The organism is Psychrobacillus sp. PGGUH221 (genome assembly GCF_042055255.1).
Lineage (GTDB): Bacteria > Bacillota > Bacilli > Bacillales_A > Planococcaceae > Psychrobacillus.
Genome location: NZ_JAQMHQ010000001.1, coordinates 400,122 through 423,447 on the forward strand (window position 1 = coordinate 400,122; position 23,326 = coordinate 423,447).

Here is a 23,326-nt window from a genome sequence, read left to right on the forward strand (position 1 = left end):
TCCTTCCTGTATACTGTATACAAGCATAATATATTATGCTACTATTCTTGTAAACAAAAATTTTAGAATTATTAGAAAGTTAGGTGTTTTTAATGATGTTGAATAGTTTGATTGAAAAACTAGGAAACAAAAAAGTGAGTCAAAGTGAATCAGAGTTATATCGCCACAGTAGAGATGAATCTTCACATCCCCGGGTAGAACCAGATTTTGTGTTTTTCCCAGAAAATGTGGAGGATGTTGTGAAAGTACTTCAATTAGCAAATGAATATGATGTTCCAGTAACGCCATATGGTGCTGGTTCTGGCTTAGAGGGCCAAGCTATTCCAATTAATAAAGGGATTTCAGTGAATTTCGATCAAATGAATAAAGTAGTGGAGTTTTTCCCAGAAGATTTGATGATTACAGTAGAACCTGGAATGACACGTCTTCAGCTAAATGAGTATGTAAATAAACATGGACTTTACTTCCCAATTGACCCAGGTGCTGATGCTTCTATAGGAGGTATGGTTGCAACCAATGCAAGTGGTACTACAGCAGTACGTTATGGTTCGATGCGGGACCAAGTATTGGACTTAGAAGTAGTTCTAGCAAATGGAAATATTATACATACTGGTTCAAAAGCGAAAAAATCATCTTCTGGTTATCATTTAAATGGTATTTTCACTGGTTCTGAAGGAACTCTAGGTATCATAACGAAGGTTACAGTTAAACTGCATGGTATTCCCGAAAAAGTTTTAGCTGCACGTTGCACATTTGAAACTCCCGGTGAATGTGCAGAAGCTGCTCAAGCTGTTCTATCAAGTGGTATTCAAATAATGCGTATGGAACTAGTGGACTCTGAAAGCATAAAACAAGTAAATGAATACGGAAATTATACATTTCCAGAAGCACACTCCCTTTTCTTTGAATTTGCTGGCTCACCGAATATCGTGGAAGAAGAAGCTACAGTTGTAGAAGAACTAATGAAAGAATTTGGCTGTAAAAACTGGGAACGCGCAAATTCTTCGAAAGAACGTACAGAACTCTGGAAAGCACGTCATGAAATGGCATATGCATATAAGCATATAAAAGGGAAAGTATCTACGGGATCGGATTCATGTGTTCCTATTTCAAAACTCGCTGAAATGGTTGTATTTGGTCGTAAAATACTAGAAGAAAGCGGACTAATAGGAGGAGTATTTGGACACGTTGGCGATGGTAACTTCCATACGCTTGTTATGTATGATCCACATAATTCAGTAGAAGTTGAAAAAGCAGAATATACAAATTCACAAATTGCGTTGAAAGCGATCGAACTTGGTGGTACATGCACAGGTGAACATGGGGTAGGTCTAGGGAAAATGAAATACCAAGTTGCCGAGCATGGGGAAGCTGTTGAATTAATGAAATCAGTTAAAGCGTTATTTGACCCAAAAGGCATTCTAAATCCTGGAAAAATATTTTATTAATAATAAGAAAAACGCTTATCGAACGCTTTAAAGCAATACGTGTGAGACATTTCATTTGGAAATTTATTAAATTTCCTACTACTGATTAATGCCAGGAAAAATGCGTCCATATAAATTTTTTCCGTCCACATAAAAAGTTTTCTGTCCGTATAAAATCTTTTCTGTCCACATAAAAAGTTTTCTGTCCGTATAAAATCTTTTCTGTCCGTATAAAATCTTTTCTGTCCACATAAAAAGTTTTCTGTCCGTATAAAATCTTTTCTGTCCACATAAAAAGTTTTCTGTCCGTGCAGTAAACTTTTGAACACTAAGTTTACGGTAGTTGAATTATATAAACTTTCATTATCTATTAAAAAAGGACTGTACAACAAATTACGTTGTTGTACAGTCCTTGCTATTCTATTGAGGCATTTGATCGTTTTCAAGGCTTAACTGCCATTCGATACCGAACTTGTCCTTCACGGATCCGTAGCATTTACTCCAGAAAGTTTCTTGGAGCTCCATTCCTACTTTTCCGCCTTCTTTAAGTGCTTCAAATGCTGATCTAATTTCATTTTCATCTCTACTAACAACTGCTAAGCTAATATTATTGCCTTCAATGAAAGGAGAACCAGGAAAAACATCAGAAAACATGACATTGCTTCCACTAATATTTAGTCGAGTATGCATAACTAAATCTTTTGCTTCCTCTGGTAGCGTGTAATCGGGACTTGGTGGCGCTTCACCGAAAGTCATTATTTGTGGCTTTTCTGTTTTAAAAACTTCTGCGTAAAACTCTGCAGCTTCACGACAATTTCCATTAAAATTAAGATATACATCAACAGCCATTTGATACACTCCTCTACTTTTTAATGTTATTCATTTAATAATGAATGACAAGATTATTGTAGCATTTGTCTGTTTGAAAAAATATATACCTCTGTTAATTTTATGAAAAAAATTGTTTAATAAACTTTATCACCATTAAAAATTGAATTTTTAACGATAACATAATCTACATTTCGGATAGCTTCTAGTTTATTTCCACCAGCATATGAAATAGAAGATTGAAGATCTTGCTCCATTTCTTTCAATGTATCCTCAAGTTGCCCTTTGTGTTCTACATACATTTTTTTGCCTTCTACATTTTTCTTTTCGCCTTTTTGGAATTCAGAAGCAGAACCGAAATATTCTTTATAGAGCTTTCCATCTTTTTCGATTGTTTTTCCTGGTGACTCTTCGTGACCAGCAAATAGTGATCCAATCATTACCATAGATGCACCAAAGCGTACAGATTTAGCGATATCACCATGCGTACGGATTCCTCCATCAGCAATAATCGGCTTGCTTGCAGCCTTTGCACACCAACGAAGTGCTGCTAGTTGCCAACCACCCGTCCCAAAGCCTGTTTTAATCTTCGTAATACATACTTTACCTGGACCAATTCCTACTTTAGTTGCGTCGGCACCAGCATTTTCTAATTCTCTAACCGCTTCTGGTGTTCCAACATTACCTGCAATAACAAAGCTAGCTGGTATATGTTTTTTAATATGTTGAATCATATTGATTACTGCATTCGAGTGTCCATGTGCAATATCAATTGTTATAAATTCAGGTACTATTTGTTCCTCTGCTAATTGCTCAATAAATGAATATTCTTCTTCTTTAACACCTACACTAATTGAAGCGATTAGTCCTCGAGATTGCATATCTTTAATAAAAGAAATCCGCTTTTCTGGTTCAAAACGATGCATGATATAGAAATAACCATTTTCCGCTAAATAATTTGCGATTTTATCGTCAATAATAGTCTGCATATTTGCAGGTACGACAGGCAACTTAAATGTATGTCCACCTAAAGTAACAGTTGTATCACATTCAGAACGGCTATTAACAACACATTTCGCCGGAATTAATTGAATATCTTCATAATCAAATACATTATCCATGCTTAACACCCCTAAATACGAATATTAATTATCTGGATGAACTAAAATGTTCGTCCATCGGATAATTTACAGCAAATTCATGTAAATGTCAAAGGTTTTAAATTAATAATGGCCAATTAGTTCAATTCCTTATTAACTTATTACATCCGTGACATAAATTTCTCTTTTAAAGGGTAAAGGTGAAAATAGAAATGAAGGATTCTATTCTTGAAGCAGGCGCTAGCGAACAAGCAGACAAAAAAATTATTCCATTTAATTAATAAGACACTTATAACATACGGTTATTTTCAACCATAAGAATCACATCGTTCAAAGACATTAAGGTGCTTAGGAATACCATACAGTTTTTAGTGGAAACCTATTAGAAAAAAAATCTTCCTAAAGAAGGTGGTTTTAAAATGACTACTAATAAAAACTCTTCCAATCGATTAATTGCCGAAAAATCTCCTTACTTATTACAACACGCACATAACCCTGTTGATTGGTTTCCATGGGGTAAAGAAGCTTTTGATAAAGCGAAACGCGAAAACAAACCAGTATTCGTAAGCATCGGCTATAGTACTTGCCATTGGTGTCACGTGATGGAAAGAGAATCATTTGAAGATCAAGAAGTTGCTAATCTATTGAATAAGTACTTTATTTCCATAAAAGTAGACCGAGAAGAGCGTCCTGATATCGATTCCATCTATATGAATGTATGTCATATGCTTACTGGTCAAGGTGGTTGGCCACTTCATGTGTTTTTGACAGCAGATCAAAAGCCTTTCCATGCTGGAGCTTACTATCCGAAAGAAAGTAAACATGGGCGCACAGGAATGCTCAACCTTTTACCACAAGTTTATAATATTTTTATGAATGAAAAATCCCGAGTTGTTCATATTAGCAATAAACTTACGGAGGCCTTAAATGAAGGTCCTCCATCAAATGAGAGCTCTATTCCACCTAATACAATTGATCAAGCCTATCAACAGTTAACTGGCAATTTTGATACCCAATATGGTGGTTTTGGAAATGAGCCTAAGTTTCCCTCCCCGACCAAGTTATTATTCTTATTGCGATATTATTATGCAAATAAAGATGATAATGCGTTAAATATGGTGGAAGCGACCCTTGATGGAATTGCTCGTGGGGGGATATACGATTATATTGGATATGGATTTGCTCGATATTCCACAGATGAAATGTGGCTTGTTCCGCATTTTGAAAAAATGCTATATGACCAAGCGTTACTGTTGCTTGCCTATACGGAAACCTATCAAATTACGGAAATTCCTCAATATAAAGAAATTGTTTACAACACGATTGAATTTATCGAACGTGAGATGACTCATCCAGATGGAGGTTTTTATTCGGCAATTGATGCGGATAGTGAAGGTGCTGAAGGTACTTATTATATTTGGTCGTTATCAGAAGTATTGGATATATTGGGTGAGCACGAAGGAAATCTTTTTGCGAAAGCTTATGATCTTACTGAGGAAGGGAACTTTGAAGGTAAAAATATCCCAAATTTGATTTATTCTGATGCAAAATCCTTAGTAGAGGAATACGATATTTCTTTGGAGGAGTTAGAAGAGCGTTTGGAAGCATCCCGTCAGTTACTATTTAATAAACGTCAAACTCGGGTATATCCTCATCTGGATGATAAAATACTTACTTCATGGAATGGACTACTTATTGCAGCTCTCGCAAAAGCGGGTGCTACCTTTGCAGAATCAAGATTTATTGACCTTGCAGCTAAGGGATTACATTTTATAGAACAACATTTAATGAAGGAGAATGTGCTATATGCACGCTACAGGGACGGCGAAGCGAAGCATATGGCTTACTTAGATGATTATAGTAATATCATTTGGGCATTAATCGAATTACATCAAGCAACTGAGAACGAAGAATATATTGGGAAAGCAACAAAGTTAGCAACTACCCTTTATACCTATTTTGAAGACAAGGAAAATGGAGGTTTCTATTTCACAAATAAAGAAGCAGAAAAGTTAGTTATACGTGAAAAGTCGGCATTAGATGATGCAACACCTTCAGGAAATGGAACAGCAGCGATGCAACTTTGGCGATTAGCAAAAATTACAGAAGATCTGGAGCTACTGAAAAAAGTGGAACAGATCTTTTCCGCATTTACAGACGATGCTATTCAGTACCCATCTGCTGTTCTTTCCACATTAAGTGCACAACTGGGCTTTATGGTTGAAGCCCGTGAAATAAAATTAAATGGTGGTCCTGCTTCAGAAATACTACATCACTTACACAAAACATTTCGACCGTATGATGTTTGGACACATGATAAGAGTGCTCACTCCCTTTCGGTTCAAATTTGCCAAAATAATATTTGCCACAATCCTCAAACTGATTTGGATCAAATTTTAAAAGATTTATCATAAATAGGTTAAAGGCACTTTAATTAGTGCCTTTTAACTTTTCCGTTATACTCCAAATGGATTTCCTTTCTCCCATCCATATATGCTTCTATCAATTTAATTCGTTCACTTAATTCGAGTATAGCCTGCATAATTTGATGCTGCTCCATTTTGTTAATATTCGAATACAGTTCCATATATTCTACGGATTCTCCTACTCTTCTTATACTCTGATTCATAGCCTGTACAAAATACTCAATTTTCACCTGGTATACCCCCATTCCTATGTATTCGTACTATATTAGATCGTTTTAGAGTTGTTTCAAGTGTCAGAATTATTCGTATTCTTTATCTATGCCATTTTGAATGGTAATAATCAATTACTTTTCATTTTTGCTTATGTTTAATCAACCAAAATTTTATTTTCAGACTATATTAGTAAATAAATAGGCCGTTTCTAAATATACTAGACTTAAAGGGTTGAGGAGGAGAATGGTTGTATCCTAATTATGTTGATTCGGAAGAAATGGCCATGAGACAGAATTTAGATTTAATTGCTTCCCTTAATATGATTGCAGAAGGAAGTCCAGTTCATCTCCTTGATGAACAAGAGTTGGTACAAGAAGACACTTAAGATTTAGTTCCCCACATTTGTGGGGTTTTTTAAATAGATTTATAATCGGTCTTTTCCACCGATAAGTAAATAGACGAATAATTTAGAAGAAAGGAAATTAAACATGAATAACGTGCTAAAAGATATAAGGCCTATTGTGGAATCGGTTTTTCACCATCTGCATAACAATCCGGAGGTTAGTTGGAAAGAAATTGAAACTACAAATTATTTAGTTGATTTGTTAGTTAACGAGGGGTTTGATGTAACGACTTTCGATGATTCCACTGGACTTCTTGTTACTATTGGAAATGGCAAGCCATGCGTAGGACTGAGAACAGATATGGACGCCCTTTGGCAGGAAGTTAATGGTGTATTCCAGGCAAATCATTCTTGTGGTCATGATGCACATATGACGATGGCAGTTGGTACACTGCTATTATTAAAAAAACTAGCTGTACCCCAGCAAGGAACTTTGAAAGTATTGTTTCAACCAGCTGAAGAAAAAGGAACGGGAGCCCTTTCGTTTATTGATAGAGGCTTGGTTGATGATATGGACTTTTTATATGGCGTTCACCTACGGCCTATTCAAGAATTAGAACAAGGTTACTGTTCCCCAGCCATAATCCATGGTGCCGCAAAGCTATTGATTGGGAAAATCCACGGATTAGAAGCACACGCTGCTCGACCGCATCTTGGTATAAATGCTATTGAAGTTGGTGCACAAATTGTACTTGCAATTCAGGCAATCTACTTAGATCCGATGGAGTCTTATTCGGCAAAGCTCACAAGATTTCAATCCGGAGGAGAATCGGGAAATATTATTCCTGGGAATGCTGAATTCAGTATAGACTTAAGAGCGCAATCCAATATAGCAATGGATGAGCTGATTGCAAAAGTGGAGAACGCTATCCTCTCTATTGCAGCACTTCATCAGATTACAATCGACTACCATATAGAAACGGAAATTGTTGCTGCAGAGGTAGATGCAACAGCAGTCGAAATAATGAAAGAGGCAATTATTCATACAATTGGAGAAGATAATTGTGTACCCCCTATTGTGACACCTGGAGGTGAGGATTTTCATTATTATCCCGTGAAAAGACCTACCATAAAGGCTACAATGCTCGGACTGGGCTGTGATTTAGTTCCAGGATTACATCACCCAAATATGAGCTTCAAGCATGAATCAATCTTCACTGGTATTGAAGTCCTTGCCCAAACAATCATTAACACATTTCAAAAGGAAATGAATGAATGAATCCGATGGAGATGATAAATGGATAACAAATGGTACAATATTAATCGTTAATAATATTTACCATGCCACTGATTTCAAAGGAGTAAAAAAATGATCATTAAAGAAATTAATTTACGCAAAATGAACATGACGATGAAGTCACCCTTCACTACTAGTTTTGGTTCGATGCAAGTAAAAGAATTTCTTTTATTAGAAGTAACAGACGAACTTGGAAACACAGGTTGGGGTGAATCGACTGCTTTTTCGGCTCCTTGGTATAACGAAGAAACCGTTGAAACGAATCTTCACATCATTAAGGACTTTTTGATACCTCTTGTATTAAACAGAAACTTTGGTCATCCAGATGAAGTAAGCGAATTATTTGCTCCTCTTCGCAAAAATAATATGGCGAAAGCAGCAGTTGAAGGAGCAATTTGGGATTTGTATGCTAAAAGAAATAAATTAACACTCGCAGAGGCACTTGGTGGCACTGCAGAAAAAATTGAAGTTGGAATTAGTATAGGGATTCAAAAAAGTACAGTCGAATTAGTCGAGCTGGTGGGAACCTATATAAAAAAAGGATATAAACGTATAAAGGTAAAGATTAAACCAGGAAATGATATAGAAATTATTCGTGCATTACGAGGTGCTTATCCAGATGTTCCACTTATGGCAGATGCGAATTCTGCTTACACTTTAAAGGATATAGCGTTATTACAACAGTTAGATGAATTCAATTTAATGATGATTGAGCAACCACTTGCCTCAGACGATATTATTGATCATGCAAAACTACAAAAAGAATTGAAAACGCCTATTTGTCTAGATGAAAGTATTCATTCCATGGAAGATGCACGTAAAGCAATTGAACTTGGAAGCACCAAAATTATTAATATTAAGATTGGACGCGTCGGTGGTTTAACAGAATCGAAAAAAATCCATGATTATTGCATGGATAAAGGGGTTCCTGTATGGTGTGGTGGGATGCTCGAAGCCGGCATAGGACGTGCACATAATATAGCACTTACAACACTTCCAAACTTTCTTCTACCAGGTGACACATCAGGCTCTTCTCGTTATTGGGAGGAAGACATTATTAAGCCGGAAGTAGTAGCAGAGGATGGATATATTAATGTGCCAAAAGCTTATGGCATTGGTTATGAGCCAAATCTAGATGTGATGAATCGTTATACAGTAGAGCAATTTTATTTTAAAGGTTAATTGGGCAGACAAAAAAGTTCAGATTCAATAGAATCTGAACTTTTTGTTGTTAGTTAATTTCTAACCTATTCGTGTTTGTTGCTAATAAATTATTTAATTTGTTTTCAGTGGCATTTACTTGTGCTACTAAATCTTGTAGAAGAGGACTATTTTCTACCCCTTCCAATTTGTTCACTAATACTTTAATTTTCTTCATTTTAAAGCTTAAATTTTTTGTATCTCCTTTATCCAATGAGTCATTCACATTTTCTAAAGCTATATAGATAGTAATCGGCAGAACTAGTTCAGAACGTTTTTCTTGCGCGGGAAGTTTATAAGTTGAAATTAATGCATCACGATTTTGTTTTCCATCAACTTTATAAAATATGGACGTTCCTCTTCTTAACTCTTTAGAAAGTAAATGAAAATATTTTTCAAGTGCTTCCCAATCTTTTGCTGCTTTTGCAGATTCTATTGCTGAAATTAAAGGTAGTATGGTGTTTTTTCCATAAACATTTGCTTGTTCATAGGAAACTAAAGGGATTGACTTCTTTATTTCTTCCTTTCTGCTTACTTTTGTTTTGTCTATTTGGTCGGCTTTTACATTAGTCACTCTATTTATTTTGTTTTCGTTATAATCTTTATTTCTACTTTTATCGTCAGAGTGTCGTTTGTCTCTTTCTAGATTTTTAAATTTTTCCATCATTTGATGTGACTGATTCCAATCTCCTGAATGGTTTCTTTCCCAATCTCTTTCTCTTCCATCGTCTCCTTGAGCATTTCCGACTAATGGACTTCCGAGCAAAGATGCCGATAACAATGCAGTTGCTACAGTAACTATGAATGTATTTTTCTTCATACAAGAATTCCTCCTCTTTCTTTTGGAAAGTAAGTACTGTCTTCTGTATTAAGATTTAATTTTGGTTCCTTATTCTAAATACCCTCTATTCAATAGAACAAACATTTTAAATATACAAAAAAATTCCTCTCCTATTGCTAGAGAGAGGAATTTTTTGATTGATTTATTTTTTTACGTCTACAATACGGCCTTCTACTTCATTCTTAACTGTTTTCATTAATTGAAGTTGTTCTTGAAGATTTTCCCAATCAGAGAGACCTAAATCCGTTACACGGCCTTCTTCATAAGCTTTTTTGAATACATCATAGCCATCTCCGCCTTTTGCAGTGAATGCATTTGTAGCTATGACATATTTTTCATCATCTTTAAGTTCTACAAAAGTGCCGTCAGCAGCTTTATATTTAATAGAAACAACACGTTCTCCAGCAGGTTTAGAGGAGTCAAATTCCACTTTTGCTCCAGAAACATGTAAGAAGCCACCATTTTCTTTTGGATAAGCTTTGAAACTAATTTCAAAAGCCGCTTTTAATTCGGCACCGGTTACTTGCATTGTTGCTAATGTATTACCAAACGGAAGCACTGTAATTACTTCCCCAACTGTAATCGGACCAGCATCAATTGAAGTACGAATTCCTCCACCATTTTGAAGAGCCATAATTACTTTATCATCATACTTCTTCGCTTTTGAAAGCATTCCGTCTGTAATGATATTTCCAAGTGCTGTCTCGTTTTTACGAACGCTCGGATCCGTGTCTTCTTTTACACGTGGATTCGTTAGTTCCACTTCTGCCACAGCACCAATTTCTTTAACTTTAATTTCTTCAATTTTTTCAGAGTATGTTTTTAATAATGCAGCAGCTGCTGGATCTTCTGTTTTATCTTTGATTGGAATTAATCCTCCTGCATGACTAACAACTTTACCCTCTTTATTGAAGTTTACATCAAGTGTTCCTAAAAAATCACTGTACTGATATGCTTGTACAATTACAGTAGGATCTTTTTCTGCACCGCTTTTATCTTTATTTACTACTACAGGTTTATCAAGTTGTGTATGGCTATGTCCACCAACAATTACGTCAATTCCGTTAACAGCCGCCGCTAATAATAAATCGTTATCATATGTCGGATTATCATCATAACCAATATGAGTTACTGCGACAACCTTATTAACACCTTGTTTTTCAAATTCATCTACCATTGTTTGTGCTGCTTTAATGTAATCAGTAAATGTCACATCTTTTGGACTTGAAATATCAGCGGTTTCAGCAGTTGTTAAACCGAATAAACCAACTTTTTGCCCATCAACTTCTTTAATAATACCGCTGTAAATTTGACCATCTTTCGGATCAGAAGATACATTTACATTGAACAATCCTTTTAGATTCACGTCTTTGGAGAAGTCTGCATTTGCACTAACGAATGGGAAGTTAGATTTTTGAATAAATTCGCTAAGTGCTTTATGGCCTTCAGGAGTCGATCCTAAATCAAATTCATGATTACCAAAAGTCATTACATCATAGTCCATTAATTTCATTAGTTCTAAATCAGCTTGTCCTTTGAACTCGTTAAAATAAAGAGTACCAGAGAATGCATCACCAGCATCGATTAATAGTGCAGATGGTTTTTCAGCTCGTACTTCTTTAATTGCAGTTAAGCGCTTTGGAGCCTTGTCAGTGTTTGCATGAGTATCATTTACATGCATAAGAGATAATGTAAATCCAGGATTAACTTCTGCATTTACTTTTTCAACGAACGCAAGTAGTTCTTTTACTGCTGGAAGCTTTTGTTCACTAGGTAATCTCTCTAGTAATGGTTGAATGGATTCAAGAACTTTTGCAGCTGCTTCCTCTTTACCTCCTGCAAAAAGTGCCTGTGCTTGAGTAGCTTTCATATAAACTGTTACCGGAACCATTAATTCTGAACGTTTTAGATCAGCAGGTTCTTTATATTGATCTAATAGTAGATCGCGAGCAGCCTTCCCGGAAAAACGATATAGGATTGCAGTTCTCGTTTTTAATTGAGCTGATAGTTTATGATATTCTTTTTCAAGTTTTGCCCAGTCTTTAGCAGACTCTGCCTTTTTAATTTCGTTCATTATTGGTGTTAAGTATTTATCTGCATAGTTATATGCATCAATATAAGGAACAAGTCCTTTCGTTACTCTTTCTTGGTACAGTTCATCTAAACTTTTCAGTAGTGAAGATTTATTTTTAGCATTGGATTTGATGATTTCATTTCTTGCCTTTTGATAATTTGCTTTTGCAGTGTTTAATGCTTTATATGCATCAGCACTTGCCACTAGTTTACCTGATTGTGCAGGTACCACGTATGAATATGAGGCATTTTTAATGTCTTTTCTTGCATTGTCCACTATATTCTGTAGAGAATTAGCTGCAAATGTAACACTTGAAGATGCGAATAATGATGTTGCTATAACTGCCGCAACTGCTGACTTTTTGACCTTACTGTTTTTCATAACTTACCTCCTAGTTAATGATGAAACAATTAATCTATTAGTAGATTTATATGTACCCACTAGTTCTAAATTAACTTAATTACCAATATATCGCAAGTAAAAATTCTGATAATTTTGAGTGAAGGATTTGTAAAGAAATGAAAGGATTGTTCGGAAATTAAACAAATATCTCCATTTTTCCCTAGGAATTTTTTTCATATGACATTTTCTACTTCCTTTTAATGATTACTCTTATGATTCTGTGGTATAATAAAGCATCAAAACAGAGATGGGAGTATCATTATGTTAAGAGATTTTTTTATCGCATTATCTGAAAATCAACTATTAAATGGAGCAGCAAAAAAATATGGTCTAAAAATGGGTGCACAGCATGTAGTTGCTGGTACAAATGTGGAAGAAACAATTGAGAGCATTAAAAAACTAAATGCAGTCGGAATCTCTTGTACTGTTGATAATTTAGGCGAATTTGTATTTAAAAAAGAAGAAGCTTTAGAAGCAAAAAACCAAATTATTTCTGTTATTGAAGCAATCGAGGAGAACAAAGTAGACGCTCATATTTCATTGAAGCCTTCTCAGCTTGGCTTAGATATTGACTATGATTTCGCTTTAGAAAACTTAAAAGAAATCGTGTCAATTGCGCATAAATATGGAACATTCATCAATATTGATATGGAATCATATAAACACTTGCAACCATCTTTTGACATCTTGGACGAGCTTTCAAAAGAATACGATAATGTAGGTACAGTAATTCAAGCGTATTTCTATCGAGCAGCAGAAGACATTCAAAAGTATAAAAACTTCCGCCTTCGTATTGTAAAAGGTGCATATAAAGAGCCAGAAGAATATGCATACCAAGCAAAAGAAGACATCGACAAAAACTATATTGAATTAATTGAATGGCATTTATTGAACGGTAAATTTACTTCTATCGCAACACACGATCATAATGTAATTAACCATGTAAAACAATTTATTAAAGATAACAATATTCCGAATGACAAATTTGAATTCCAAATGCTTTACGGATTCCGTACAGATATGCAATTAGAACTTGCTAAAGAAGGCTATAACTTCTGCACGTACGTTCCATTCGGTCAAGATTGGTACGGTTACTTCATGCGTCGTTTAGCTGAACGTCCACAAAACTTGAACCTTGTTGTAAAACAAGTATTCAACAAAAACACAAACACGTTGCTCGGAATCGCAGCTGGTGCATTCGCACTTGGAAGAATGACAAAACGCAATAAAAACAGACGCTAATAACCAAAACACTGCACCGCCACAATAATGTGGCAGTGCAGTGTTTTTTATTTTTGGGAAAAATGCTATTTACATGGTTACAGGAGTATTACTGGTGCCTGGCACCAGTAACACTCCTGTAATAAAAAAACACCTCATTCTACGGGGAATGGTAGAATGAGGTGTTTTAGTATATTCCTTGTTATCGCTCAAGGTTTATTTTATTTAAATCGCCGTAAATTTTATGCCTTCTACTTCGTTTTCTTCGCTCTGTGAAAACTGTTTTATCGCTGTTTGTTTCCCCAATTATACTGAAGTTTTTTGAACTTGCTCCTTCTAAACAAGTTCATCAACTTTACTTACTATTCACTTGTTAACTTAATAGTAAACCAATTAAATGAGAATACGCAGAGAGTATTATTAGAAATTGATGAGAATTTCTTATTCCCATGTGACCGTAAGAATTTTCCCTGATATTGCATGTACTTGGATAGTAGCCTTTGTCTGTTTTGCTTTCGTCGTATCTTTTGAATCACTCTCAGGCAAAGTTGCTTTCATTACAATCAAATAATATCCGCCTTCATTTGTTTTTACGAATGAACTACTTTCTACTGTACCCTTCACTTGTTGTTGAGCAGTTTTTATCGCTTGATCCTCAGAAATCAATACAGTAGTTGGTTTTTCCGGCTTTGATTCAACTTCTGGTTTTTTTGTTTCCGTTTGAACTGACTGTGACGGTGGTGCCACTACCTGGGTATCCCCCACTTTTGTCTCTTCAGTCTTAGAAGATTCTGGTTTAGTAGTGGTTTCTTCCTTTGCCACTTCTGTTTTACTTGTTTCTGGTTTAGTTACTTCTGTTTTGATAGATTCCGTTTTTGCAACTTCCTCTTTCTGCTTTTCTTCTTTTGTTTCTTCTGTCTTAGAGGCTTCTGGTTTTAAAACATCTTTTAAAGCATCTTTTATTACTTCTTTTATTGGTTTTTCTTCCTTTACAACAATAGAAGGCTTGTCCTCTATTTTTATTTGAGAAGACAAAACACCCTTCGGAGTAATAGTTTCAGCTAATATTGATTTTTCTTTTGTATCTAAGATTGTACTGGAACTTTTAGGCTTCTCATTAATTATAATTTTCGTAGGTGGCTTTACTATATCCACCTGTGTCAAAGAATTAGTAGTATCATCTATTTTTAATAATGGTTCTTCTAAAATTTCAAGAGTTTTTTCTGATGTAACATCTATCGACTCTTCCTTTTTGTCATTTGCGTTCTCTACGACAAACTCATCTGTTTCCTCAAGGGAATACACATCTCCAGTAACTGCGTTCATTTCCACCACATACACAGAACCGCTTTTTGTAATTAAAGCCTTGTAAACATCTTGTTTCATAGTTACACCCGCAACTTCTGCATCAAACATTTGCTCAAGATGGGAGCGGGCTTCATTTTCAGATATCGACTGTTTATTATTTTCGTTGATTACTAGAAAAACTACGATTCCTCCAGCGACTAAAATTGTACTAAAAACAGGTACGTATCCTTTTCTTTTGAAAAATTTCACTCACACTTCCCCCCTCAAACCATCATACTTCACGAATATTAGAATTCGATGAGAATTTGGCTTTTCGGAATAAAAATATGAATTGTCGTTCCAAATCCTACTACGCTCTCAATTGTTAGCTCCGCAGAAATTCTTGTAGCAATATCTTTTGCAATTGCCATGCCCAGACCAGTTCCACCTGTTTTTCTATTTCTATCTTCATCTACACGGTAAAAACGGTCATATATTCGTTCTAAATCTTTTTTAGGAATTCCATTTCCATAGTCCATAATAGAAATAATGGTTCCTTCTTCATTTTCGGTAATAATCGTTTTAATTTCTTTTTCACTATATTTTCGAGCATTATCTAAAATAATAAAAAGCAGCTGTCTTAATTGTTCTAAATCGGTGTTTGCATAGATAGGACCTTCCCCTTTTAACAAAAACTTCCGATTATATGCAGTACGCATAGAATGCAATGTAGTTTCAACCAATTTAAACACATCAACCGTTTCAAAGTTGCGTACGGATTGCTCATTGCTCTTTGCAAGTAAAAGCATTTGAGAAATCATTTCTTTCATTCTACTCGTCTCATTAATAATTGCTTGAACGGATTCGTTGGCAATTTCTGTGTTATTAAAGCCATGTCGAGAGAGCAGTTTCGCATAGCTCTCAATAACTGTCAATGGCGTTTTCAATTCATGTGACGCATCTGAAACAAATTGTTCCTGTTTGTTATAATTTTGTTCCAACTGCTCCATCATTTCGTTGAATGCAATGCCCATTTGCGTCATTTCATCCTTACCATTTGGAGGAACAATAATTTTTTCGTACTTCCCAGAAAGTCGACTTTGAGACATTGTATTTATTAACTTTTCGATTGGATTTGTTATAATTTTCCCAAGAGTAATACTGGAAATGGTCATTAGAAGCATACCTGTTAACGTAACGCCAAGTAATATTAGTCTTAAAAATTCTAAGTTATTATCAACGTCATCTAACAGTTTTAATGTCTGTACTTCATTTACTTTTCCATCAACCCAAATTACTGGTTTACTTATAGTAAGAACAGGTGTCCCTTTAAAAGTTCCTATCGAGTATCGTTCCCCCGCTTCAAACTCCGGCACATAGTTATTTACATCATCCAGCGTTTGTACAAATAATTTCATTTCACCTTCATTATTTTTCACACTTATAGCACCTTTTACAGGAATAAAAGCACGCAAAATGGTGGCAGCATCATCTTCTTTTTCCATCTTACTTAGTGCAGTAATCAATTCGTCTGCATCCGAATTTAGTTGCTTATATTCAGTATCATATGCCATTTTTTCAAATATAAAATAGATTCCTATATTCATTAAAGTTAAAATTACTAATGTTAAAAACGTGGAAAACAGGTGAATTTTTGTTTTAAGCTTCATGCTTAGACTCCTTCAAAACATAACCAACCCCACGAATAGTTTGAATTAGAGAGGACTTCTGATTCTCTTCGATTTTTTTTCGAACATATCTTATGTATACGTCAACCACATTTGTATCTCCATAGTAATCAAAGCCCCATACCGCATCTAATAGCTGTTCCCTCGTTAACACTTGGTTAGGGTGTTTCATCATATAGAGCAATAGATCATATTCTCGAGGTGTTAAATTAATCGATTGCCCATTTCGAGTGATCTCTCTCGTATGTTCATTTAATATCAGTGACTCAAATATATGTATGTTTTCGTCCTTCAAAGGGAGAACAGGTGCAGTTTTAGAAAAGCGAATAGCAGAGCGAACGCGAGCTAGCAGTTCCTCTATTTCGAACGGCTTTGTCACATAATCATTCGCCCCCAGATCAAGACCCGTCACCTTATCCTCTAAATCACTTTTAGCAGTGAGGAGAATCACAGGTGTATCCGATTCTGTCGCTCGAATTCTTCTAAGAACATCGAGTCCCTTCAATCCTGGCAGCATCAAATCAAGCAGAATCAGATTCCACGCTTTCTCTCGATATTTTATTAACCCATCAGTACCGGTGTAAGCTAATTCTACCGCGTAGCCTTCGAATTCCAGCTCTAGTTGCAAAACACGTGCAATATTCTCTTCATCTTCAATAATCAATATCTGCTCCTTCATTGCTTTCCCTCCCCCACTTTTCTTCCATTTTATCACACTACACGCTTCTCCGGTCATCCTACAATAAGGATGCACAATGAGGAGAATATGTGTTACAGGAGTGTTACTGGTGCCAGGCACTAGTAACACCTCTGTAACAAAAGTACTTTTTTCAACAAGGTTTTAAAATTTTATTTTGGATGTCTATTTATTGGCAAAAATTCATTCTTGGATAATTAACTCTATCAAAATTAAATTGTTGCTGAAAGATGCAAATTATGACAATTGTTCTAATTTTAGTTTTGTTATATGGTGTAGGAAACTTAAGGAGGGTGTTATCCAATGGGCAGAATGAGAAGAATTTGGCAACCAGAGATTTATTATCATGTGACGATGAGAGGGAACAACCGTCAAAATATATTTTTGAATGATGGGGATTTTGCTCTTTTTTTCCGTGCACTTGATTACACTTATGCTAAATATCCTTTTACAATTATTGCGTATTGCTTAATGAACAATCACTATCATTTATTGATTCGGTCTCCAGTCGAGCCGTTGTCCAATGTCATGGCTATATTGAATAAAAGGTACTCGGAATTTTATAAAAGAAAATACAATTATTTTGGGCAACTCTATGAAACGCGTTACTATGCAAGTATGGTATCGGACCCGATTAGTCTGTTAAATGTAAGTAGCTATATTCACCAAAATCCACTAAATACAACAAGAGAACTAGTAGGAAAAATGGAAGACTACAATTATAGTTCATATAAATACTATTATCATCAAATAAAATCGGCACACCCTTTTTTAAATACAGACTTACTTCCTTCATTAATAGCATCTTATCCTGATATACAACCTTCAGATTACTGTACTTATTGTGAGAATTTCAGAATTCATTTAGAAGAAAAAAAATCCCCTCTTCATCAACTAATGCTGACTTAAGAGAGGATGTTTAGTTACGCGATAATTTCAGTTTCTTCTACTACAGACAGTAGAGGATTATTAGCATTACATGCTTGCACAAAAGCTGTGAAAATCGGACGAATCGAGGCTACTTGGCCCTCCATCATTTCAGGATGCCATTGTACAGCAACTACAAAGCGAGAATCTTCCCATTCCATCCCCTCGACAATTCCATCAGGAGCAGTCATCGTTGTTTTAAATCCTTTACCTAATTCTTTCACTGCCTGATGGTGAAAGCTATTAACACCAATTTCTTCAACTTGGTAAATATCGAAAAGCATAGATTCTTTTTCAATTTTCACCGGATGAAAGGCATGATGTCTCACGGCTTTAGGTACAGCGTGATTAATTCCTTCTGGTTTTTGAGATGACAAATCCTGATACAGAGTTCCTCCTGTTGCAACTGTTAATAATTGCATCCCTCGGCAGATTCCTAGAACAGGCAATGTCGTTTCAAATAAAACCTTTTGAGCAAGCCTCACTTCATGAATATCACGTTTCGGCTCAATCATTCCTAATCCGAAGCGTGGATATTCCCCATAGAAGTTTGGATCTATATCTGACCCACCTGAGAATAATACACCATCTAATTTTTCTAAAAGTGGAGTTAGCGTTTCAATATCCTCTGTTATAGGCAATATAACGGGTATTCCACCAGCGCGTTCAATTGCAACGATATAGTCATCCGCAAGTAATTGCCATTCTTGATGTTTAGCACCAATACCTGCTTCCAACCCTGCTGTATCATTTGATAAATAGTTAGCACAAATACCTATTAGTGGTTTCATTTTTATTCCTCCGCCCAATGCACTTGCAAAAAGCAATGTTTATTTTATACGTTTAATTCTACTACCCAACCAAATGGATCTTCCATACTTCCTTTTTGAATAGCAGTTAATGAATCATAAAGTTTTTTAGATAGTTCCCCAGTTTCGCCGTTATTTACATAAAACAGTTCACCTTTCCAACGAAGTTCACCAATTGGAGAAATTACCGCCGCAGTTCCTGTTCCAAACGCTTCATCTAATTTACCATTAAGGTATGCTTCTCGAATTTCTTCCATTGAAACTCGACGTTCAGTTACTGGAACACCCCAATGTTTTAACAGCTGGATAATCGATTTTCGCGTGATTCCATCTAAAATACTACCGTTTAAAGCAGGTGTTACGACTTCTCCATTAATTTTGAAGAACACATTCATGCTTCCTACTTCTTCTATATATTTTCGTTCAATTCCATCTAACCAAAGAACTTGAGAATATCCCTCGCGATCTGCGACTTCTTGTGCTTTTAAACTAGATGCATAGTTTCCTGCAGTTTTCGCAGTTCCAGTTCCTCCTGCAACAGCTCGAACATATTCACTTTCTACTAAAATCTTAACAGGGTGAATCCCCTCTTTATAATAAGAACCTACAGGTGACATGATAATGATGAAGCTATATGTTAGTGCAGCTGATACACCTAAATGAGGCTCTGTTGCAATCATAAAAGGTCGAATGTATAAGGAAGTCCCTGGCTCATTTGGAATCCATTCTTTATCTATCTCAATTAATTGCTTCAACGCTTCAATTGCATCTTCTTCATTAATTTTAGGCATACTTAGTCTTTCACATGAGTGATTCATTCGTTTCATATTCTCTTCCGGACGGAATAAACGAATAATACCATCTTTTGATAAATAAGCTTTCATACCTTCAAAAACAGTTTGACCATAATGCAAAATAGTTGCAGATGGATCTAAAGTTAATGGCTGATAAGGGATAATTCGATGATCATGCCAGCCTACTCCTTCCGTATAATCTGCGATAAACATATGATCAGTAAAGGTTCTACCGAAAAGAAGCTGATCCGCTGGCAACTTTTCTTTCGTGTTCTCATTTAGTGTAATTTGAATTTTTAGATTACTCATGACGTACTTTTCCCCTATCAATTATAAAATTAGTAAATTGCAACTTCTTTCGGTGTGCAATATATTATATGCAATTATACTACTTTTACGAAAATTAGAAATACCTTTTCTTCATTATTTTCAAAAAAATCTTTTAATCTATTGACTATTTGTAACCCTAGGTACTTCAAACTGATAGAAATCTCATATATTTGTAACAATTTCCTAGATATTGCCGATATATTTGGTATGTACACTTACTACCAAATAGATAGGAGGCATCATTTTGCACAAGTTTTCACCATACATATTAACTATTTTTATTTTATTACTTACATGCATGTCATTACCTTCTTTAGCAAATGCATCTACCCTCGTGGATGGAAATTTTGTCGATGCGACTTATGAAGAGGTTGTTTTAGAGGACAAAACAATCGAAAAGAAGTTAACGAAAGTTACTTTAATCAACGATACAGGTAAAACGATTACCTTAAATATCGATAAGTATACACCTCTATTTATCAATTCTACATCAACAACAATGGATGCTTTTAAAGAAGGTATGTGGGTCCAAGCGACTGTTGAATTACGAAAAGTGAAAGAACTCAGAGGCTTTGCTGATATTCCTCAAGGTGAATCTAATGCGATAGGTGAGTTTCTGACAGGTACGGTTAATGAAATTGATAGAAACGGAAAATTTATTGGGATTAATTTAAAGAACAAGCAAACGAAGCGTTTTTATTTGGACCAACACACACAAGTATTTAAAGACACGAAACTTGTTGATTTGAGCGTTCTCTTTGAAGGAGATCGTGTAAAATTAAACCTCTCTGATTATGATGCAGATACACTTTCATCAATCGAAGTAATAGTGGAAGGCATTCAAGTAGAGAATCTTTATAAAGGAACAATTCAACAAATTGATGCGAATCAGAAAAAACTAGTTGTGAAAGAGGAAAAGGTATTTAAAAACTGGAACTGGCAATCTTCAAATATCGCTAATCCTAAAGCAATCTCATCTCGATCTTTTACTGCAAAAACTCCTATATTTGTTGGTAATAAAAAAATAGATCCTTCTCAACTTCGTTACTATGTAAATAATGAAGTTTATTATGTAACAATTAGCCAATTCGGCAAAGAAGTAGTCCAAAAGATAATTATTAAACAATCGAATGAGCGTACAATTCATGAAAACTTATATTCTGTTGATACCGCTTCACAAAAAATTAGACTATCCAGTACCGGAAACATTTCATACCACAACGGGACAATTATCATTCGCAATGGACGTTTAGTGGACGCAAGTGCATTGACTCAAGGCGGTAATGCATATGTAATAACAAACGGTGGTACGTCTCATCAATATGCAAATATTATTCATATGACAAATGACGGCTTCCAAAGTTCTAGCTTGTCCAACCATGAAATTTATTTCGGACAAATTAATAGTGTTGGATCCAATAAGTTATTTGTTACTAACGTAAACCAGTTGTCTAATAATTATTGGTACTCTACTTCTTTAACTAATCTGAGTTTCAGTACTGATACGATAGTCGTGGAAGACTATAATAGTGCAACGAAAGACTTTACAAATAGCTCAAGTAAATATGCTTATTTCTATGTAAAAGATAATCATGTAGTCGCAGCTCATATAATAGGAAGTGGAAGTCCCGCATCATTTGTTACTGTTGGGCGTTACGAGGTAAATTCCTACTCTTATTACAACTATATTGACTTGATTGATGTAAGCCAATGGAACAATGGAAACTGGACAAATGTGAATCCACTTTATAATTTAGACGTTAGCCAAACTACCTTCATTAAAGAAGGAAAAGTTATCTCAGCTAGCGATATAAAAGTAAACAATAGATTATATATCCTTCACGACTCATACTTGAAAGCTCGAATAATTTTAGTCGATTAAGGGATGATAGGACATGTTTTAGAATTTTAAATCATGTCCTTCGTTTCATAAACTACTCGAAAAGAGGTAAGGAATTAAACAATGAAAAAATTTACTATCTACTTACTAGCCTTATTGTTATTACTAACTATGTTAACCCCTTCTGCAAGCGCAAAAGTACCTGACTTTAATGGTGGTGTTCTTGATGAATATGAATATGAAGAGGTATTTTTCTTAGGAAATTCTCCTGTTACTTTTTCTGGAAAAGCGACAGTTACCGAAAAAGAAAATAAAAACCAATTAACTTCTACTTATAAATTTACATTATCAAATATTTATGGAGACAAATTAACACGTAGCGTTGTATATGTTTCCGATTTAAAAAGCTATGAAACAAAAGGCCAAACTACTTCGAATAAGAAAGTAAAAAGTTTTTCAGAAAAAGTTACGATGAACGATTCGAACAAAACAACGTTTACATTGGATGATTATCAATTTTCACAAGGATCTGTCATTGATAATCGACCAGCAACAGATTATTATTCAGGAAATGTTATTGCACGTAAAATTTATATAAGAACTGCTAAAGTCGGTAAAATAACGGAGAAAAAAGAAGTAACAGTATATATGAGCGGTCGTGATGTTGGGTATAAAAATTTCTGGGGGTCTACGGATACTCAATTTATTGACTATGAAATCGTTACTCCTGAGGGAACCTCATTTGTTACTAGCAAAGTTTCTGATAGTAAATCAAGAGTACTAGAGTACGAACCACATACCCCTTCTCTTTCAAGCTTTGTAGGTGGACATTCCGTAATTAGCTCTTCTAATATGGTCTCTGAATACACGTATAATATGCCTTATCGTTTTTCTGGTCCAACTACAGGAACAATCTATTTAAATAAAGAAAAAACACCAAAAGTAGAGCGTTTAATTGTTCCGAAATTTCGCGACATCGCAAAACATTGGTCAAAACCAAACATTGAAAAACTTTATTCATTGGGTATTTTCGACGAATCAAGTAACTTCTTTTCTCCAGATGCAGCAATGAAAAAAGACCAATTTACAGTAAGCGTTGCAAAAGCTGTAGATTTGCGTGTATTAGAAGATAAGCCAACAAAGAAAAACACAGTTAAAAAAGCTTTATTTGAAGACCTTGACCCAAAAGATCCTAACTATTTATATATCGAAAGCGCATTAAACAATGGAATTGTAAGTCCTGCAAACGCTAAAAAATTCGGTGCGAAGAACTCCATCACTCGAGCTGAGGCAGTTACTATTATAGTTCGCTCACTAGGCTTAGAGGGTCGTGCACCTAGCCCAGGATATAAAACAAACTTTATCGATGACCATAAGATACCGAAAGAAGCAAAAGACAGCATCTATGTAGCAAGTGAATTAGGTCTAATCGACCCTGATAGAAAAAATCGCATTAACGCAAATGAAGTATTAACTAGAGGTAAAGCATCCCAACTTTTAGTACGTTATTTAAACTTCTTAGAATCTGACTTAAAACAAAATTATCGCGACGACATGCTTTACTTCGACTAAAAAACAAAAA

19 protein-coding genes are annotated in these 23,326 nt (G+C 35.2%); 9 read left to right on the plus strand and 10 right to left on the minus strand.

The features are described from left to right. The first annotated feature begins 92 nt into the window (after nucleotides 1–92). Nucleotides 93–1,448 (plus strand): FAD-binding oxidoreductase, encoded by a 1,356-nt coding sequence (locus tag PGC35_RS01860; RefSeq protein ID WP_375217956.1) that lies wholly within the window; start codon nucleotides 93–95, stop codon nucleotides 1,446–1,448. Between the two features lie 399 nt (nucleotides 1,449–1,847). On the opposite strand, the gene PGC35_RS01865 is transcribed toward PGC35_RS01860, so the two are convergent. Beyond that, nucleotides 1,848–2,276 carry a VOC family protein gene (locus PGC35_RS01865; protein ID WP_275784717.1) on the minus strand — a complete coding sequence of 143 codons (429 nt, stop codon included), beginning with the start codon at nucleotides 2,274–2,276 and terminating at the stop codon, nucleotides 1,848–1,850. A 116-nt stretch (nucleotides 2,277–2,392) separates the two neighbouring features. Next, entirely contained in the window at nucleotides 2,393–3,376 is a 984-nt protein-coding gene (guaC, locus tag PGC35_RS01870; RefSeq protein ID WP_375217957.1) for a GMP reductase, read from the minus strand. A 398-nt stretch (nucleotides 3,377–3,774) separates the two neighbouring features. Between guaC and PGC35_RS01875 the strand changes: the two genes are divergently transcribed. Further along, entirely contained in the window at nucleotides 3,775–5,769 is a 1,995-nt protein-coding gene (locus tag PGC35_RS01875) for a thioredoxin domain-containing protein (RefSeq protein ID WP_375217958.1), read from the plus strand. Nucleotides 5,770–5,789: 20 nt separating this feature from the next. On the opposite strand, the gene PGC35_RS01880 is transcribed toward PGC35_RS01875, so the two are convergent. Beyond that, complete coding sequence (locus tag PGC35_RS01880; protein ID WP_375217959.1) at nucleotides 5,790–6,011, minus strand: hypothetical protein; 222 nt, start codon at nucleotides 6,009–6,011, stop codon at nucleotides 5,790–5,792. 230 nt (nucleotides 6,012–6,241) lie between these two features. On the opposite strand from PGC35_RS01880, the gene PGC35_RS01885 reads away from it, so the two are divergent. The 3 genes from PGC35_RS01885 (at nucleotide 6,242) to menC (ending at nucleotide 8,816) form a co-directional block, all read left to right on the plus strand. Beyond that, a complete protein-coding gene (locus tag PGC35_RS01885; RefSeq protein WP_375217960.1) occupies nucleotides 6,242–6,379 on the plus strand; it encodes a hypothetical protein in 138 nt (45 codons plus the stop codon). A 103-nt stretch (nucleotides 6,380–6,482) separates the two neighbouring features. Next, the gene (locus PGC35_RS01890) at nucleotides 6,483–7,616 is read left to right on the plus strand and encodes a M20 peptidase aminoacylase family protein (protein WP_375217961.1); all 1,134 of its coding nucleotides are present in this window, start codon (nucleotides 6,483–6,485) and stop codon (nucleotides 7,614–7,616) included. A gap of 90 nt (nucleotides 7,617–7,706) precedes the next feature. Then, nucleotides 7,707–8,816 carry an o-succinylbenzoate synthase gene (gene menC, locus PGC35_RS01895; protein WP_375217962.1) on the plus strand — a complete coding sequence of 370 codons (1,110 nt, stop codon included), beginning with the start codon at nucleotides 7,707–7,709 and terminating at the stop codon, nucleotides 8,814–8,816. 49 nt (nucleotides 8,817–8,865) lie between these two features. Here menC and PGC35_RS01900 read toward each other — a convergent pair whose 3' ends face one another. Both PGC35_RS01900 and PGC35_RS01905 read right to left on the minus strand, forming a co-directional pair. After that, nucleotides 8,866–9,654, minus strand: coding sequence for a hypothetical protein (locus PGC35_RS01900; protein ID WP_375217963.1), 789 nt, complete (start codon nucleotides 9,652–9,654; stop codon nucleotides 8,866–8,868). A gap of 163 nt (nucleotides 9,655–9,817) precedes the next feature. Further along, the gene (locus PGC35_RS01905) at nucleotides 9,818–12,130 is read right to left on the minus strand and encodes a 5'-nucleotidase C-terminal domain-containing protein (RefSeq protein ID WP_375217964.1); all 2,313 of its coding nucleotides are present in this window, start codon (nucleotides 12,128–12,130) and stop codon (nucleotides 9,818–9,820) included. Nucleotides 12,131–12,412: 282 nt separating this feature from the next. Here PGC35_RS01905 and PGC35_RS01910 point away from each other — a divergent pair, with 282 nt between their 5' ends. Then, nucleotides 12,413–13,393 (plus strand): proline dehydrogenase family protein, encoded by a 981-nt coding sequence (locus PGC35_RS01910; RefSeq protein ID WP_375217965.1) that lies wholly within the window; start codon nucleotides 12,413–12,415, stop codon nucleotides 13,391–13,393. A 420-nt stretch (nucleotides 13,394–13,813) separates the two neighbouring features. On the opposite strand, the gene PGC35_RS01915 is transcribed toward PGC35_RS01910, so the two are convergent. From PGC35_RS01915 to PGC35_RS01925, 3 genes are read right to left on the minus strand one after another with little or no spacing between them, the layout of a single operon-like run. Further along, nucleotides 13,814–14,929 (minus strand): PepSY domain-containing protein, encoded by a 1,116-nt coding sequence (locus PGC35_RS01915; RefSeq protein ID WP_375217966.1) that lies wholly within the window; start codon nucleotides 14,927–14,929, stop codon nucleotides 13,814–13,816. Nucleotides 14,930–14,967: 38 nt separating this feature from the next. Beyond that, nucleotides 14,968–16,329, minus strand: a complete 1,362-nt coding sequence (locus PGC35_RS01920; RefSeq protein ID WP_375217967.1) for a sensor histidine kinase — start codon at nucleotides 16,327–16,329, stop codon at nucleotides 14,968–14,970. Then, on the minus strand, nucleotides 16,319–17,026 hold the full coding sequence (locus PGC35_RS01925; RefSeq protein ID WP_275784743.1) for a response regulator transcription factor: 708 nt from the start codon (nucleotides 17,024–17,026) through the stop codon (nucleotides 16,319–16,321). Before PGC35_RS01925 ends, PGC35_RS01920 begins: the two co-directional genes overlap by 11 nt. Nucleotides 17,027–17,347: 321 nt before the next feature. Here PGC35_RS01925 and PGC35_RS01930 point away from each other — a divergent pair, with 321 nt between their 5' ends. Beyond that, entirely contained in the window at nucleotides 17,348–17,953 is a 606-nt protein-coding gene (locus tag PGC35_RS01930; protein ID WP_375217968.1) for a transposase, read from the plus strand. 14 nt (nucleotides 17,954–17,967) lie between these two features. On the opposite strand, the gene PGC35_RS01935 is transcribed toward PGC35_RS01930, so the two are convergent. Both PGC35_RS01935 and PGC35_RS01940 read right to left on the minus strand, forming a co-directional pair. Further along, nucleotides 17,968–18,762 carry a gamma-glutamyl-gamma-aminobutyrate hydrolase family protein gene (locus tag PGC35_RS01935; RefSeq protein WP_375217969.1) on the minus strand — a complete coding sequence of 265 codons (795 nt, stop codon included), beginning with the start codon at nucleotides 18,760–18,762 and terminating at the stop codon, nucleotides 17,968–17,970. A 44-nt stretch (nucleotides 18,763–18,806) separates the two neighbouring features. After that, the gene (locus PGC35_RS01940; RefSeq protein ID WP_375217970.1) at nucleotides 18,807–19,883 is read right to left on the minus strand and encodes a branched-chain amino acid aminotransferase; all 1,077 of its coding nucleotides are present in this window, start codon (nucleotides 19,881–19,883) and stop codon (nucleotides 18,807–18,809) included. Between the two features lie 265 nt (nucleotides 19,884–20,148). On the opposite strand from PGC35_RS01940, the gene PGC35_RS01945 reads away from it, so the two are divergent. Further along, on the plus strand, nucleotides 20,149–21,786 hold the full coding sequence (locus PGC35_RS01945; RefSeq protein ID WP_375217971.1) for a hypothetical protein: 1,638 nt from the start codon (nucleotides 20,149–20,151) through the stop codon (nucleotides 21,784–21,786). Nucleotides 21,787–21,867: 81 nt separating this feature from the next. Further along, on the plus strand, nucleotides 21,868–23,316 hold the full coding sequence (locus PGC35_RS01950; RefSeq protein ID WP_375217972.1) for an S-layer homology domain-containing protein: 1,449 nt from the start codon (nucleotides 21,868–21,870) through the stop codon (nucleotides 23,314–23,316). Nucleotides 23,317–23,326 lie beyond the last annotated feature (10 nt).

What these genes read in the sequence shown, in the direction of transcription:
- PGC35_RS01865 (WP_275784717.1), bottom strand. Translation starts at nt 2,276, where the DNA reads ATGGCTGTTGATGTATATCTTAATTTTAATGGAAATTGTCGTGAAGCT.
- PGC35_RS01940 (WP_375217970.1), bottom strand. Translation starts at nt 19,883, where the DNA reads ATGAGTAATCTAAAAATTCAAATTACACTAAATGAGAACACGAAAGAA.
- PGC35_RS01920 (WP_375217967.1), bottom strand. Translation starts at nt 16,329, where the DNA reads ATGAAGCTTAAAACAAAAATTCACCTGTTTTCCACGTTTTTAACATTA.
- PGC35_RS01935 (WP_375217969.1), bottom strand. Translation starts at nt 18,762, where the DNA reads ATGAAACCACTAATAGGTATTTGTGCTAACTATTTATCAAATGATACA.
- PGC35_RS01930 (WP_375217968.1), top strand. Translation starts at nt 17,348, where the DNA reads ATGGGCAGAATGAGAAGAATTTGGCAACCAGAGATTTATTATCATGTG.
- PGC35_RS01910 (WP_375217965.1), top strand. Translation starts at nt 12,413, where the DNA reads ATGTTAAGAGATTTTTTTATCGCATTATCTGAAAATCAACTATTAAAT.
- PGC35_RS01900 (WP_375217963.1), bottom strand. Translation starts at nt 9,654, where the DNA reads ATGAAGAAAAATACATTCATAGTTACTGTAGCAACTGCATTGTTATCG.
- PGC35_RS01905 (WP_375217964.1), bottom strand. Translation starts at nt 12,130, where the DNA reads ATGAAAAACAGTAAGGTCAAAAAGTCAGCAGTTGCGGCAGTTATAGCA.
- PGC35_RS01950 (WP_375217972.1), top strand. Translation starts at nt 21,868, where the DNA reads ATGAAAAAATTTACTATCTACTTACTAGCCTTATTGTTATTACTAACT.
- PGC35_RS01860 (WP_375217956.1), top strand. Translation starts at nt 93, where the DNA reads ATGATGTTGAATAGTTTGATTGAAAAACTAGGAAACAAAAAAGTGAGT.
- menC (WP_375217962.1), top strand. Translation starts at nt 7,707, where the DNA reads ATGATCATTAAAGAAATTAATTTACGCAAAATGAACATGACGATGAAG.
- guaC (WP_375217957.1), bottom strand. Translation starts at nt 3,376, where the DNA reads ATGGATAATGTATTTGATTATGAAGATATTCAATTAATTCCGGCGAAA.
- PGC35_RS01875 (WP_375217958.1), top strand. Translation starts at nt 3,775, where the DNA reads ATGACTACTAATAAAAACTCTTCCAATCGATTAATTGCCGAAAAATCT.
- PGC35_RS01890 (WP_375217961.1), top strand. Translation starts at nt 6,483, where the DNA reads ATGAATAACGTGCTAAAAGATATAAGGCCTATTGTGGAATCGGTTTTT.
- PGC35_RS01925 (WP_275784743.1), bottom strand. Translation starts at nt 17,026, where the DNA reads ATGAAGGAGCAGATATTGATTATTGAAGATGAAGAGAATATTGCACGT.